12 protein-coding genes are annotated in these 13,817 nt (G+C 68.6%); 9 read left to right on the forward strand and 3 right to left on the reverse strand.

Annotated features, from left to right (window positions below):
• Nucleotides 1–7: 7 nt before the first annotated feature.
• From IEV99_RS19570 to IEV99_RS19580, 3 genes are read right to left on the reverse strand one after another with little or no spacing between them, the layout of a single operon-like run.
• Nucleotides 8–1,060, reverse strand: coding sequence for an ABC transporter ATP-binding protein (locus IEV99_RS19570; RefSeq protein ID WP_188519386.1), 1,053 nt, complete (start codon nucleotides 1,058–1,060; stop codon nucleotides 8–10).
• Nucleotides 1,057–2,652, reverse strand: coding sequence for an ABC transporter permease (locus tag IEV99_RS19575; protein WP_188519387.1), 1,596 nt, complete (start codon nucleotides 2,650–2,652; stop codon nucleotides 1,057–1,059). The genes IEV99_RS19570 and IEV99_RS19575 overlap by 4 nt, the downstream gene beginning before the upstream one ends.
• Before the next feature lie 43 nt (nucleotides 2,653–2,695).
• A complete protein-coding gene (locus IEV99_RS19580) occupies nucleotides 2,696–3,718 on the reverse strand; it encodes an iron ABC transporter substrate-binding protein (protein WP_188519388.1) in 1,023 nt (340 codons plus the stop codon).
• Nucleotides 3,719–4,187: 469 nt separating this feature from the next.
• On the opposite strand from IEV99_RS19580, the gene IEV99_RS19585 reads away from it, so the two are divergent.
• From IEV99_RS19585 to IEV99_RS19625, 9 genes are read left to right on the forward strand one after another with little or no spacing between them, the layout of a single operon-like run.
• Nucleotides 4,188–4,460: a hypothetical protein gene (locus tag IEV99_RS19585; protein ID WP_188519389.1), complete on the forward strand. Its 273-nt coding sequence runs from the start codon at nucleotides 4,188–4,190 to the stop codon at nucleotides 4,458–4,460.
• Complete coding sequence (locus tag IEV99_RS19590) at nucleotides 4,457–5,905, forward strand: amidase (RefSeq protein ID WP_188519390.1); 1,449 nt, start codon at nucleotides 4,457–4,459, stop codon at nucleotides 5,903–5,905. Before IEV99_RS19585 ends, IEV99_RS19590 begins: the two co-directional genes overlap by 4 nt.
• A 1-nt stretch (nucleotide 5,906) precedes the next feature.
• Nucleotides 5,907–6,830: an ABC transporter permease gene (locus IEV99_RS19595; protein WP_188519391.1), complete on the forward strand. Its 924-nt coding sequence runs from the start codon at nucleotides 5,907–5,909 to the stop codon at nucleotides 6,828–6,830.
• Between the two features lie 7 nt (nucleotides 6,831–6,837).
• Nucleotides 6,838–7,755 (forward strand): ABC transporter permease, encoded by a 918-nt coding sequence (locus IEV99_RS19600; RefSeq protein WP_188519392.1) that lies wholly within the window; start codon nucleotides 6,838–6,840, stop codon nucleotides 7,753–7,755.
• 50 nt (nucleotides 7,756–7,805) lie between these two features.
• Nucleotides 7,806–9,407, forward strand: a complete 1,602-nt coding sequence (locus IEV99_RS19605; RefSeq protein WP_188519393.1) for an ABC transporter substrate-binding protein — start codon at nucleotides 7,806–7,808, stop codon at nucleotides 9,405–9,407.
• Between the two features lie 30 nt (nucleotides 9,408–9,437).
• On the forward strand, nucleotides 9,438–10,691 hold the full coding sequence (locus tag IEV99_RS19610) for an amidohydrolase family protein (protein WP_188519394.1): 1,254 nt from the start codon (nucleotides 9,438–9,440) through the stop codon (nucleotides 10,689–10,691).
• The gene (locus IEV99_RS19615) at nucleotides 10,688–11,707 is read left to right on the forward strand and encodes an ABC transporter ATP-binding protein (protein ID WP_188519395.1); all 1,020 of its coding nucleotides are present in this window, start codon (nucleotides 10,688–10,690) and stop codon (nucleotides 11,705–11,707) included. The genes IEV99_RS19610 and IEV99_RS19615 overlap by 4 nt, the downstream gene beginning before the upstream one ends.
• Nucleotides 11,704–12,741 carry an ABC transporter ATP-binding protein gene (locus IEV99_RS19620; protein WP_188519396.1) on the forward strand — a complete coding sequence of 346 codons (1,038 nt, stop codon included), beginning with the start codon at nucleotides 11,704–11,706 and terminating at the stop codon, nucleotides 12,739–12,741. The genes IEV99_RS19615 and IEV99_RS19620 overlap by 4 nt, the downstream gene beginning before the upstream one ends.
• 20 nt (nucleotides 12,742–12,761) lie before the next feature.
• A complete protein-coding gene (locus tag IEV99_RS19625; RefSeq protein WP_188519397.1) occupies nucleotides 12,762–13,808 on the forward strand; it encodes a histone deacetylase family protein in 1,047 nt (348 codons plus the stop codon).
• The last annotated feature ends 9 nt before the right edge of the window (nucleotides 13,809–13,817 follow it).

A 13,817-nucleotide genomic window follows, 5' to 3' on the forward strand; every position in this document is an offset into this window, starting at 1 on the left:
CCGCGGCTCAGAACACGTGCGCCTCGCCGCCCACGAGCAGGTGCACGAGGTCGCCCGGCTTGGGAGCGCCGAAGCTCGGCAGCTTGAGCGCGAGCTGCAGCGCCTGGTCGGCGATCTCCACCACGATGGCGCAGTCGGCGCCTTCGAAGCGCACCGTCTTTACCGTCGCCGGTATGGAGCGCCCGTCGCGGCCGACCGGAGAGGGCTGCGCGGCGTGGAGCAGCACCTGCTCGGGCCGCAGCATCACATCCACAGCGCCCGTCTTGCCTTCCGTGTCGGCCGGAATCCGTCCCAGCGCGCAGTCAACGAAGCCTTCGCCGGCGCGCGCGGGCAGGAGGATCGCCTTGCCAAGGAACACTGCGGTCTCTCGCGTGAGCGGGCGCAGGTACAGCACGTCCGGCGGCCCCACCTGCGCGAATTCGCCGTGCCGGATCACCGCCACCTGGTCGGCGAAGGACAGGGCCTCGGCCTGGTCGTGCGTCACCAGGATGCTGGCGATCCCGGCCGCTTCCAGCGCATGGGCGACGACCTCTCGCACGTTCTGGCGCAAACTGGCGTCCAGCGCCGAGAAGGGCTCGTCGAGCAGCATCAAGCGCGGGCGGCACGCCAGCGCCCGAGCCAGGGCGACGCGCTGTTGCTGACCGCCCGAGAGCTGGTGCGGGCGCCGGCTCGCGAGCGAGCGGCTCAGCTCCACGGCGTCCAGCAGTTCGCCGATGCGTTGATCGCGGCTGCCGCTCAGCTCCTTCGGCAGGCCGAAGCCGATGTTGTCGGCGATGTCGAGATGCGGAAACAGCGCGCCGTCCTGCGACACGATGCCGATGCCGCGCTTGTGGGCCGGTATGATGCGCGGCCCCTTGGCGAGCAGCTCGTCGCCGAACGCGATCGTGCCCTCGTCCGGCGCCTCGAAGCCCGCGACGAGGCGCAGCAGCGTCGACTTGCCGGAGCCGGACGCTCCCACCACGGCCGTGCGGCTGCCCGCCGGCACGTCGAGATCGACGCCGCCCAGCGCCACAACATTGCCGTAGCGCTTCACCAGCCCGCGAATGCGAAGATCGCTCATCGGCCGGCGATCCGTCGGGATTGGGCGTGGAGGATGATGGTCAATGGCAGCGACGCGATGATCATCATGGCGGCATAAGGCGCCGCCGCCGCATAGTCGATCTCGCCGGTCAGCGACCAGAACGCCGTCGCGAGCGTGCGCACGCCATTGGGCGCGAGCATGAGCGTCGCCGTGAGCTCGGTGGCGGCGCCCAGGGACACCAGCACGATGCTGGCGGCTGCGCCCGGCGCCGCGAGGCGCAGCGTCACGGAGGAGACCGCCTGGAAGGGCGTACGGCCCAGCGCCATCGCGGCCTGCTCCAGCTCCACCGGCGCTTGCGCGAGGCTTGGCCGCAACCCCGCCATCGCGCGGGGCAGGAACAACAGCGCGTACGCGACCATGACGGTGAACATCGTCTGGTACAGCGGCAGCGCCACCTGGACGGTGATCCACACCAGCGCGAGCCCGACCACAACGCCCGGCAGCGAGCCGACATAATAGTGGCAGGCCTCAAGGATACGTTGCGTCCGGCCCGGCGACCGCACCGAAATCCAGGCCATCGGGGCCGCCGCAACTGTCGTCAACAACGCTCCGGCGAGCGACAGCAGCATCGTCTCGCCCAGGGCCGAGAACACGCCGGCGGTCCAGACCGCGCCGCCGCCGACAGCAAGCCAGCGCAGGATCATCCCGCACGGAACCCCGATGGCGAGCACGCCAAGCAGCGTCAGGCCTGCCAGGGCCGGCCACTTGAACGCCCCCAGGTCGCGCCGGGCCGCGATGCGGGCGGCCCCGGACCCAATCCGGGCGTAACGCTCCTGCCCGCGCAGGATCACATCCAGCCCAATGAGGCCGACGCAGGCCAGCACCAGCACTCCGCCCAGCATGTTGGCGGCCGCCGCGTTATAGGCCGATTGGAACTGATCCATGATCGCGGTCGTGAAGGTGTCGAAGCGGATCAGCGCATAAAGGCCATACTCAGACAGGAGGTGCAGCGCGACAAGAAGAGCGCCGCCGCTGATGCCGAGCCGCAGCTGCGGCAGCACCACCCGAAAGAACACCTGCCATGGGCCCAGCCCCATCGAGGCCGCCGCATCCTCCTGGGCCGGATCGAGCCGCCGGATCTGGGCGGCGATCGGGAGGTAGAGGAACGGCGAATAGGCCAGCACCGAAATCAGCGCGGCGGCCGGAAGGCCGTGGAAGCTCGGCGCCACGGTTGTCCACGCATAGCTCTGCACGAAGGCCGGGATCGCCAGAGGAGCGACCGCCAGCCACGACCAGAATGGCGCGAACGGCAGGTTGGTCCGCTGCGTCAGCCAGGCTGTCGCGAGTGCGACCACGATCGCGGGCGGCAACACGCACAGTTCCAGCAGCGCCGTGTTCCACAGCAGCTCCGCCACCCGCACCCGGACGACGAGGTGGAACGCCGCGTCCCAGCCGGTCTGGTAGGCGATCCAGCCGACGAACCCCATCGGCAGCAGCGAAAGGGCGGCGACCAGCGCGGCGAACGCCAAAACCGGACCGTTGCGGGTCCGGCTCAAGCGGCCGAGAGGTTCGCGTCGGGCCCCGGCTTGCGGTTCAAACGCAGCCAGGGCCTGAGGAGTGGATATGGACATCGTCACCAGTGTCGCGTGAGCGCCTCGCGGGCTGCGCGCGCCCTTATAGCAGGCCGGCGGCCGTCATCATCTCCGTAACCTTGCGACTGTTCAGGTTGGCCGGATCGACCTTCGGGGACTGGAGGTCCTGCAGCGGCACTAGCTTGTCGTTGGAGGCCGCGCCCTTGCTCACCGCATACTCATAGGAGTTGCCGGTGCGCAGGATGTCCTGCCCGCCCTTGCCGACGATCCACTTCAGGAAAGCCTGCGCCTCCTCGGGATGCTTGCTGGTCTTCAGGACGCCGCCGCCCGAAATGGACACGAACGCGCCGGGGTCCTGGTTGCGGAAGTAATGCGTGCCCACATTGGCGCTGTTCTCGCCCGTCTTCGCCTGATCGCCATAGTAGTAGTAGTGGTAGATCACCGCACCTTCGACCTCGCCGGCGTTGACGGCCTTCATGGCGGCGCTGTTGCCCCGGTAGGCCACGGCGTTCTGCTTCATGGCGTTGAGCCACTGCTGCGTCGCCTGCTCGCCCTTGAGCTCCAGCATGGCGCTTACAATCGCCTGGAAGTCGGCGCCGGCCGGCGACGCGGCCCAGCGGCCCTTCCACTGCGGCTCGGCCAGCTCAGCCAGCGAACGCGGCAGCTTGTCGGCCCCAAGCTTGCGCTTGTCGTACACGAACACGGTGGAGCGCGCCGCGATGCCGACCCAGCGGCCATGCGACGGCTTGAACGTGTCAGGGGTCAGCGCCAGCGTGTCGGCCGGAACAGGCGCAAACAGCCCGGCGGCGTCCACGAGGGTCATGGCGGGCGAATTCTCGGTCAGGAATACGTCTGCGGGCGAGTTCGCGCCTTCCTGGACGATCTGGTTGCCGAGCTGGGTGTCGCCGCCATTGCGCAGCGTGACCTTGATCCCGGTCTCCTTCGTGAAGGCCTCCGCCCAGGCCTGCGTGAGGCTCTCATGTTGGGCATTGTAGACCACGATCGATTTGGCTTGCGTCTGGGCGGCGGCCGGGGCGCTCAGGCTCGTGATCGTCGCAGCTCCGACGAAAAGGGCCGACAGCAAGGAGAATGCAAAAGACTTCATGGACCACCCAGTCAAGGTTGAGCGTACAGAACCAACGAGGCGCTGTAATAACGCTCAAAAACTGGATGTCAAAAGAAAGATGTTCTTCTATAGCGTTTCTAAACTGCAGTTTGGTTTCGCTCTAAAGTAAGCAACGATACAGCATGGCGCCGATGTGGAATACCGCCGCTTCGGCGGGCGGCCTCGCGCGCCGGATGTTGGAAGACCAGTTTGCAACACGGGGACACGATCTCACGCTGGCTTCGCCGCATCGCCGAAAGTGGCTGGCGGGACCGACCCGCACAACAAGCACCCACGAAGACCCTAACCGTCCTAAGGGATCATCACGAATGGCTCGATTTCCAGCCGTTTGGCCGAAAGCCACGCCACCGCTTGCCCGAATTTGCTGCACAACTCCAGGTTGACACCCCTAGGGTGACGTGAAACCGTTATATGTGACTATTACAGTTCACTGTTGCGGAACACGATCATGGCTCCTAGTTCGCCGGGTGATTTGGACGGGAAAGCGACCCAAAGCCGCTACCCGGCCCCTGACGACGCCACGCTCGAAACGCTGCGCCGCCAGCAGGAAGCCGTTCTGAAAACGCTGTTCGGCGAAGCCCTGAACCAGCGCCAGATCGCCGAGATGCAGCTCAGCCTCAGCGTGCAGGCAGCCAACTGCGAAATCCTCCACAGGTTTGCGCTCAACAACGCCGACGAGCCCGCATTCATGTTCGGCGCCACCGCGGGTCAGCTGTCTTGAACAGCGAAGACATCGCGTTCCTGTCGATCCGCGAATTGGGCGCGCTGCTGCGCGGTGGCGACGTCACGCCGCTCGATCTGGCGCGCATCTACCTGGAGCGCCTCAACGGCGTTGGCCGCGAGATCCGCGCGGTCGTGACCGTGCTGGACGACGTCGCGCTGCGCGAGGCCCGCCTCGCCACGGAGGAACTCGCCGCCGGGCTCGATCGCGGCCCGCTGCACGGCATCCCGTATGGATTGAAGGACATCATCGCCGCCACGGGCGCGCCCACCACCTGGGGCGTCTTCGCCGACCAGCGCTTCGAACGCGAGGCGACCGTGGTGACCCGCCTCCGGAACGCCGGCGCGGTGCTGGCAGCCAAGCTCGCCACGATCGAAATCGCGGGCGGCATGGGCTATGACAACCCGGACGCCTCCACGACGGGGCCGGCCGCCAACCCGTGGGACACCGGCCGCTGGACCAGCGGCTCGTCAAGCGGCCCCGCCGGCGCGGTAAGCGCGGCGGCGGTTCCGTTCGCGATTGGCAGCGACACCAGCGGCTCCATCCTGTTTCCGGCCGCCTTCACGGGCACGGCCGGCCTGCGGGCCACCTACGGCCGCGTCAGCCGCGCCGGCGCGATGACGCTGTGCTGGACGCTGGACCGCCTCGGCCCGATGTGCCGCACCGCCGACGACTGCGGCCTCGTGCTGGAAGCCATCGCGGGCGCCGACCCGCGCGACCGCTCCAGTCTTCCCCAGCCTTATGCCTATAGCCGCCCCGAACCGCGCCGCTTGGGCTTCCGCTTCGCCGTGGTGGACGGCTGCCTCGACGGCGCCGAGCCCGAGGTCGCCGCGAACTTCGAGCGCTCGCTCGCCCTTCTTCGCGAGATCGGAACGGTCGAGACCGTGGAGTTGCCCGACTATCCCTACGGAGCGGTGACGCAGACCATCTCGTCGGCGGAAGCCTACGCCGCCTTCGACGAGTTCATCGCCAGCGGCCGCATCGTAGAGCTGAAGGCCCGCAAGGCCGCCGGCCACCGGCTTGCCGCCGCCGTGCTGCCGGCGCACGACTACATCCGCGCCCAGCGCATCCGCCGCATGCTCGCTGACGACGTCGCGGCGCTCACGGCGCGATACGACGCCCTGCTCGCCCCTTCGCTTGGCGTCGTCGCGACGCCGGTTGACGAGGATTTCGAATACGGCCTGCCGCGCGCGTCCGGCCGCCGGTCGCTGAACCTCGCCGGCGTGCTGGCCGGCACGCCCACGGTCTCGGTCCTGAACGGGTTCGGCGAGGGAGGCCTGCCGACCGGCATCCAGTTCGCTGGAGCGCCTCTCGCCGAGAACGCCATCCTGGACGCCGCCTGCGCGCTGGAGCAGCGGCTGGGGCTAAGCGCGTTGCGGCCTCCGCTCACCTCCCCGGGCAAGGCCCGCCAAACCGGCGACGCCGGCCAGGCGGGAGCGGCGTGACATGAGCAGCTACGTCCTCCGGCGCCTCCTCGCCATCGTGGCGCTCGCCTTCGGCATCAGCGTCGTCGTGTTTCTGATCATCCGGCTGATCCCGGGCGATCCCGTCGCGGCGCTGCTCGGGACGAGCGCAGGCGACAAGGAGGTTGCGAGCCGGTTGCGCGCCCAGCTCGGGCTCGATCTGCCCATGCACGTGCAATATTGGCAGTGGCTCACCGCGCTGATGCACGGCGATTTTGGTTACTCCTACGGCAACCAGCAATCCGTCACCTCGCTGCTCGCCGCCAACTTCCCGGCAACCATCCAGCTCACCATCGCGGCGCTGATCGTGTCGCTCACCCTCGGCATGGCGCTCGGCGTGCTGGCGGCCGTGAAGCGCAACAAGGCGGCCGACACGGTCGCGATGACGGTGGCGCTGACCTTCATGTCGATCCCGAGCTTCTGGCTGGGGCTGCTGCTCATCCTTCTGTTCGCCGTGACGCTGCCGTGGTTCGACGTGGTCGGCGGCACGTCGCTGAAGGGGCTCGTTCTGCCCGCCGCCACGCTGGCGCTGGGCTCCATGGGCTTCAACGCCCGCTTCGTGCGCTCCAGCATCATCGCCGCGCAGACGCAGCGGCACGTCATCACGGCCCGCGCGAAGGGCATCAGCCGCGTCCGCGTGTTTCTGAAGCACGTGCTGCGCAATGCGCTTCTGCCCATCCTCACCATCGTGGGCCTGCAGGTCGGGCAGCTTTTGTCCGGCACCGTGATCGTCGAAACCGTGTTCTCCCGGCCTGGCATTGGGCGGCTGCTCGTGCAGGCCATCCTGGCCAAGGACTATCTCACCGTGCAGGCGGTCGTGTTCATCATCGCGGGCATCTACGCGCTCACCAACTTCATCGTCGATCTCCTCTACCCGGTGTTCGACCCCCGCGTGGCGAGCCGGTGAGGCGGGCATGAGCATGCAGGGCCAAGCCGCTTCCGCCGATCGCGCCCCCACGGTGGACGACCTGCAGGACGCCGTCGCGCCCCGCGTGTCGCGCGGGCGGCTCGCCCTGCGGGCGCTGCGTCATCGCAGCCTGCTGGCCGGGGTGGTCATTTGCGTCGTGCTCGCCGCGCTGGTCGCCGCCGCGCCTCTGCTGACCTCGATCGATCCCAACCTGCAGGACCCGCTGGCGACTTTCAGCCCGCCCTCCTGGGAACACCCGATTGGGGCTGACGCCTTCGGGCGCGACCTGTTCGCCCGCGTGCTCTATGGCGGCCGCACCACCATGCTGGCCAGCCTGCTGGTGGTCGTGCTCGGCTGCGTGTTCGGCACCTCGATCGGCTTGATCGCCGGCTACTTCGGCGGCGCGGTCGGCTTCGCGATCATGCGGCTCGTCGACCTGCTGCTCGCTTTCCCGGGCATCCTGCTTGCGCTCACGGTGACCGCCATTCTGGGCCCGGGCCTCATCAACGGCGTGATCGCCATCGCGGTGATCCTGGTGCCCGTCTACGCGCGCCTCGTCGAAGGCGCGACCGCCGAGGTTCGCAACCTGCCCTACGTGGACGCCGCCGTGACGCTGGGCGCGGGACCGTGGCGCATAATCGCGCGCCACATCCTGCCCAACGTGCTCTCGGGCGTGATCGTGCTCACCACCACATGGCTCGGCATCGCGGCGTTGTGGATCACGGCGCTCGGCTTCATCGGGCTCGGCGTCCAGCCGCCCACGCCCGAATGGGGCAGCATCCTCAACGACGGCCAGAACTACATCACGCTCGCGTGGTGGATCACCGTGTTTCCCGGCGCCTTCCTGTCGCTGTTCGTGATCGGCGTGAACCTCGTCGGCGACGGCCTGCGGGACGAGCTCGATCCCACGCTGGCGCGACGCTAGCAGCCACTCAAAACCACCGCGCCCTCCCGGCGCTACGACGGAGACGGATCATGCACCTGAGAACCAGCACCGCCGCGTTCAAGCAATCCCTCGCCGCCGCCGTGGCGCTTGGCGCCTTAGGTCTAGGCGTGCACGGCGCCGCCGCGCAGACGCCCAACAAGAACGCGAAGCTCACGGTCGGCTGGGCCGAACCCATCGACTCGCTGAATCCGGCGACCACGGGCGCCCGCAATGTCGGCCCCCTGGCCATGAACATCTTCGACACCCTGGTCTGGCTGACGCCCGAATTCGAGGTGACGCCGCACCTGGCCACCAAGTGGACCGTGTCGGACGACGGCAAGACCTACACGTTCACGCTGCGCGAGGGCGTCACCTTCCACGACGGCGCGCCCTTCGACGCCGAGGCCGTGGTCGCCAACATCAAATACATCACCGACAAGTCGACCCAGTCCAAGATCTCGCTCGGCCTGCTCGGCCCCTGCGGGACAGCGGAAGCGGTCGACAAGATGACCGTGAAGTTCACCTGCACGACCCCCTACGCGCCCTTCCTGGCGCAGCTTGGCGAACCCTATCTGGGCATCCAGTCGCCCAAGGCCATCACGGAGTTCGGCAAGGACCTGGCGCTTCATCCCACCGGCACCGGCCCCTTCTCGTTCGTGAGCTACGAGCCCAACCAGAGCCTCGTGCTGAAGCGCAACGAGAACTACAACTGGGGCCCGGCGGCCGTGAAGCATTCCGGCCCGGCCAACATCGCCGAGATCAAGTTCCAGATCGTCCCGAACTCCCAGGCCCGCGTCAGCCAGTTCCAGAGCGGCCAGTCGCAGATGATGCAGCAGACGCCGGGCGTCTACTGGAACGCCTTCCAGAAGGCCGGGACCTACACGGCAATCCCGGTGCCGATCAGCGGGCTCGGCATCTTCGCGCCCATCAACGCGTCCAAATGGCCGACCGACGACATCAACGTCCGCAAGGCCATCCAGTACGCCATCGACAAGAAGGGCGTGATCCAGCTCGCCGAGGCCGGCGTTTTCCCGCCCAGCAACACGCCCCTGTTGAAGGGCATGACCGGCTACGACGCCTCGCTGGAGAACTCCTATCCGTATGATCCCGCCAAGGCCGAGGAGTCGCTGAAGAAGGGCGGCTGGACCAAGACCGGCGAGTTCTGGGAAAAGGACGGCAAGCGCCTCGCCTTCACGATCAACGCCATCGCGACGGTGCCGTCCTACCCGCTGCTCGCGCAGGCCATGCAGGGCTACCTGCGCAAGATCGGCATGGACGTGCAGGTGCAGCAGCTCGCGACGCCGGCCTGGCTGGCCGCCAACACGAGCGGCGAAATGTCGATGACGCCGCTGCAATATATCGGCGTCGACCCCGACGCGCTGCACTTCTGGTTCCTGCCCAACGAGTATTTCAACTGGAGCAAGTTCTCGGACCCGCAGCTCACCAAGCTGATCACCGAGGGCCAGCAGGAGCGTGACCCGGCCAAGCGCACCAAGATCTACCACGAGGTGCAGAAAATCATCATGGACCAGGCCGTGATGATGCCGATCCGCGAGAACATCGACCTCGTGATGACCTCCAAGAAGCTCACCGGCGTCACCTATGCGGGCGGCGGCTTCGAGTATCTCTGGGCCGCCTCGCTGGCCGACTGACACGACACCGAGCAAGAGGAAACAGAGCCAGTGACAACGCTGATCAAAGCCGACCGGCTGATCGACGGCACGGGGGCGGCGCCGGTGCGCGACGCCGTCCTGGTGGTCGACGCGGGCAAGATCGTGAGCGTCCATCAGGGCCAGGCGCCGGAGGGGCTCGTCCCTCCGGGCGCCGAGGTGCTCGACTTCCCCGGCTGCACCGTGATGCCGGGGCTGATCGACACGCACGTCCATCTCAACCTGCCGGGAGACGGCACGTCGCTGGAGGACGCCGTGCGCGAGCCGGAGGGCGTGCTGGTCGCCACCTCGGTCATGACCGCCCAGCGTGCGCTGGCGGCGGGCATCACCACGGTGCGCGACGTCGGCGCGGTGGGCAGCACCGCGATCCACGTGCGCCGGGCGCTTCAGCTCGGCTACGGCCTGGGCCCGCGCGTGCTGGCCTGCGGGCAGCCGATCACCATCACGGGCGGCCACACCTGGTACATGGGCGGCGAGGCCGACGGAGAGGACGGGCTGCGCCACAAGGTGCGCCACATGGTCAAGCTCGGCGCTGACTTCATCAAGGTGATGGGCAGCGGCGGCGGCACCCTCAACACCATCTCGTACAAGCCGTCCTATCGGCGCGAGGAGATGATCGCGCTGGCCGACGAGGCCCACAGGCTCGACCGCAAGATCACGGTGCATTGCCTGTGCGCAGAATCCACCGACTACGCGGTAGAGGCCGGGGTCGACCAGATCGAGCACGCCGGCTTCATCGCGGACGCCCAAGGCAACCAGAGGTATGACGCCGCCGTGGTGGATAGGCTGGCCAAGTCGGGCATCCCGGTCACCAGCACGCTGGCGGTGGGCGGCGCGGTGCTGCGGACCATGCGGGCCATCGCGCAGCGCACGGCCGCCGAGGAGGCGCTGCTGACGCGCTGGATCAAGATGTTCGACGAGAACCTCCTCCACTTCCGCAAGATGCGCGAAGCGGGCGTGCGCTTCGTCGCCGGCACGGACGCTGGGTGGCGCTTTACGCCGTTCGACGGCCTGCCCTTCGAGATGCAGCTCATGCACGACGGCGGGATGCCCAACGACGAGGCGATCACGGCCGGGACGGGCTATGCGGCCGAGGTGATCGGCATCGCCGACAAGGTCGGGACGCTCAAGCCGGGCCTGGCCGCGGACGTGATCGTGGTCGGCGGCGACCCCACGGCCGACCTCAAGGCGCTGGATGACCTGCGCCTCGTGATGCAGAACGGCGTCGTGCGCAGCCGGGCCGCCCCGACCCAGGCGGCCCGATGAGCGCTGCGCCGCCCTCCACGACGGCCGGGAACGGCGGGGCGCCCGACGCCCCCGCCCTCCTGTCCGTGCGGGACCTCCAGACCCACTTCCGCACCGCCTCCGGAACCGTGAAGGCCGTGGACGGCGTGAGCTTCGACATCCAGGCCGGCTCCAGCCTCGGCATCGTGGGCGAGTCGGGGTCCGGCAAGAGCGTCACGTCGCTGTCGATCATGCGGCTGGTCGAGCCGCCCGGATTCGTGGCGGGCGGGCGCATCCTGTTCAAGGGACGCGACCTCGTCAGCTTCTCGGAGCGCGAGATCCGGGATCTGCGCGGGCGCGACATCTGCCTCGTGTTCCAGGACCCGATGGCTGCCTTGAACCCGGTCTACAAGGTCGGCGACCAGGTGATCGAGGCGCTGCAGGCGCACCAGGACATCGGCGGGCGCGCGGCGCGCGAGCGGGCGATCGAGCTCTTCCGCATGGTCGGCATCCCGGCCCCCGAGCGGCGCGTCGACGACTACCCGCACAAGCTCAGCGGCGGCATGCGCCAGCGCGTCACGATCGCGATCGCGCTCGCCAACGAGCCCGACCTCCTGATCCTCGACGAGCCCACCACGGCGCTGGACGTCACCATTCAGGCGCAGATCCTCGACCTCGTGCGCGACCTGCGTCGGCGCATCAACACGGCCGTGCTGCTGATCACGCACGACATCGGCGTCGTGAAGGAGATGTGCGACGAGGTAGTGGTGATGTATGGCGGCCGCGTGATGGAGCGCGGTCCCACCGCCCAGGTCACGGGCGCGCCGCGCCACCCTTACACGGTGGGGCTGCTCGCCTCGATCCCGAGCCCCGGCATGAAAGGCCAGAGGCTCAATGCGATCGGGGGCTCCGTGCCGAGCCCGCTGCGCATGCCGCCCGGCTGCCCCTTCCAGCCCCGCTGCCCGCACGCCATGCCGGTCTGCGCCACGATGCCCAGCCTGCGCCGCACCGACAGCGGCAGCCTCGCGGCTTGCTGGCTCTACGAGGAGCGCGCATGAGCACGCAACCCGGCTCCCCAAGCCCCGAGAACGTTCGCCGCGAGGGCGAGACCACGCAGGCCGCCGCCGGCGAGCCGCTGCTCGAAATCCGCAACCTGCGCACCTGGTTTCCGGTCCGCAGCGGCGTGCTCGGCCAGAAAACAGAATGGCTGAAGGCCGTGGACGACGTGTCCTTCGCGATCCGCAAGGGCGAGACCTTCGGGCTCGTGGGCGAGTCCGGCTGCGGCAAGTCCACGCTAGGGCGCTCCATCGTGCGGCTGGAGCAGCCGCGCTCCGGGCAGGTTCTGTTCGAGGGCGAGGACGTACTGGCGGCCTCCCCGGCCAGGCTGAAGGCCCTGCGGCCGAACATGCAGGTGATCTTCCAGGACCCGCATGGCAGCCTCGATCCGCGCATGACGATCCGGCAGGTCATCGCCGAGGGTTTGGTGATCCAGGGCGAGGCCAGCCGCGACGAGCGCGACGAACGGGTCGAGCATCTCGTGCGTGTCGTCGGGCTGCGCAAGGAGCACCTCGACCGCTACCCGCACGAGTTCTCGGGCGGCCAGCGCCAGCGCATCGGCATCGCGCGCGCGCTGGCGCTGCGGCCCAAATTCGTGCTCGCCGACGAGGCCGTGTCGGCGCTGGACGTCTCGGTGCAGTCGCAGGTGCTGAACCTCCTTTCCGACCTGCAGGAGGAGTTCGGCCTCACCTACCTGTTCATCGCGCACGATCTCGCCGTGGTGGAGTATTTCTCCGACCGCGTCGGCGTCATGTATCTCGGCAAGCTGGTCGAGATCGCCAGCGCCGAGGACCTCTACGCCGACCCGCGCATGCCCTACACGCAGGCGCTGCTGTCCGCGATCCCGGGCGGCGCCAGCGAAGGCCGCCAGGAGCGCATCATCCTCAAGGGCGACGTGCCGAGCCCGCTGAACCCGCCCTCCGGCTGCCCGTTTCGCACCCGCTGCTGGATGGCGCAGGACGTGTGCGCCCAGGTCGCGCCGCCGCTGCGCGAGGTGCGGCCCGCGCACTGGGCGGCCTGCCACTTCGCCGACTGATCCAGCCCCGGAGCCGCGCCATGCTGGCGATCCACCACCCCGACCAGGCGCTGCACGACCCCGAGCTGGTGTTCCGCACCGGCCGCTTCATCGCCCAGCCCGACCGCGCCGAGCGCTACCGCATCTTCACGGACGTGTTGCGCGAGGGCGGCCACACAATGGAGCAAGCCCCGCTCGGCGGGCTCGAGCCGATCCTCGCCGTGCACGACGCCGGCTACGTGGCGTTTCTCCAGACCGTGCACGAGCGCTGGTCGCGGCATCCGGACTACGGCCCCGTCGCGATCCCCAACGTGCACCCGACCCACCGCATGCACAAAAAGCCCACCGAACTTCTCGGCGAGTTCGGTTGGTACTCCAATTCGACGTCGTGCCCCATCACGGCCGAGACCTGGACATCGGTGAACGCCAGCGCGCAGGTCGCCATCCATGCGGCCGATCGGCTCGCGGGGGGAGCGGGGCCCGTCTATGCGCTGTGCCGCCCACCCGGCCACCACGCCTATCCGGACCTGATGACGGGCGCGTGCTTTCTCAACAACGCGTCCATTGCGGCGCATCGGCTTACGACCACGCAAGGCAAGGTCGCGCTGGTCGACATCGACGTCCATCACGGCAACGGCACGCAGTTCATCTTCTGGGAGCGCGGCGACGTGCTGGTCTGCTCCATCCATGTAGACCCGACGCTCACCGCGCCCTACTACGCCGGCCACGCCGACGAGTGCGGCGAGGGCGCCGGGGCCGGGCTGAACCACAACAAGCCGCTGCCCTGGGGCACGCAGGACCCCGCCTGGCTCGACGCGCTGGACGGCGCGCTAGCCCGCGTCGGCGCCTTCGCGCCGGGCGCGCTGGTGGTGTCGCTCGGCTTCGACGCCGCCAAGCACGACCCGGTCGCCGCGTTCCGCATCACCGATCAAGGGTTCGCCGAGGCCGCACGGCGCTTTGCGCGCCTGCGCCTGCCCACGCTGCTCGTTCAGGAGGGGGGCTATCTTAGTCCGCACCTCGGCGGGTACCTGCGCGCGTTCCTGCGGGCCTTCGACGCCGAATCCAGTTCGCGCCCAGCTTTCCCATAGTCTCAGGCA

The sequence above is a fragment of the Alsobacter metallidurans genome (assembly GCF_014636935.1).
GTDB lineage: Bacteria > Pseudomonadota > Alphaproteobacteria > Rhizobiales > Beijerinckiaceae > Alsobacter > Alsobacter metallidurans.

Bases quoted from the DNA above. Each gene is read 5' to 3' on its own strand.
- IEV99_RS19570 (WP_188519386.1), bottom strand. From the start codon at position 1,060: ATGAGCGATCTTCGCATTCGCGGGCTGGTGAAGCGCTACGGCAATGTT.
- IEV99_RS19575 (WP_188519387.1), bottom strand. From the start codon at position 2,652: ATGTCCATATCCACTCCTCAGGCCCTGGCTGCGTTTGAACCGCAAGCC.
- IEV99_RS19580 (WP_188519388.1), bottom strand. From the start codon at position 3,718: ATGAAGTCTTTTGCATTCTCCTTGCTGTCGGCCCTTTTCGTCGGAGCT.
- IEV99_RS19585 (WP_188519389.1), top strand. From the start codon at position 4,188: ATGGCTCCTAGTTCGCCGGGTGATTTGGACGGGAAAGCGACCCAAAGC.
- IEV99_RS19595 (WP_188519391.1), top strand. From the start codon at position 5,907: ATGAGCAGCTACGTCCTCCGGCGCCTCCTCGCCATCGTGGCGCTCGCC.
- IEV99_RS19600 (WP_188519392.1), top strand. From the start codon at position 6,838: ATGAGCATGCAGGGCCAAGCCGCTTCCGCCGATCGCGCCCCCACGGTG.
- IEV99_RS19605 (WP_188519393.1), top strand. From the start codon at position 7,806: ATGCACCTGAGAACCAGCACCGCCGCGTTCAAGCAATCCCTCGCCGCC.
- IEV99_RS19615 (WP_188519395.1), top strand. From the start codon at position 10,688: ATGAGCGCTGCGCCGCCCTCCACGACGGCCGGGAACGGCGGGGCGCCC.
- IEV99_RS19620 (WP_188519396.1), top strand. From the start codon at position 11,704: ATGAGCACGCAACCCGGCTCCCCAAGCCCCGAGAACGTTCGCCGCGAG.
- IEV99_RS19625 (WP_188519397.1), top strand. From the start codon at position 12,762: ATGCTGGCGATCCACCACCCCGACCAGGCGCTGCACGACCCCGAGCTG.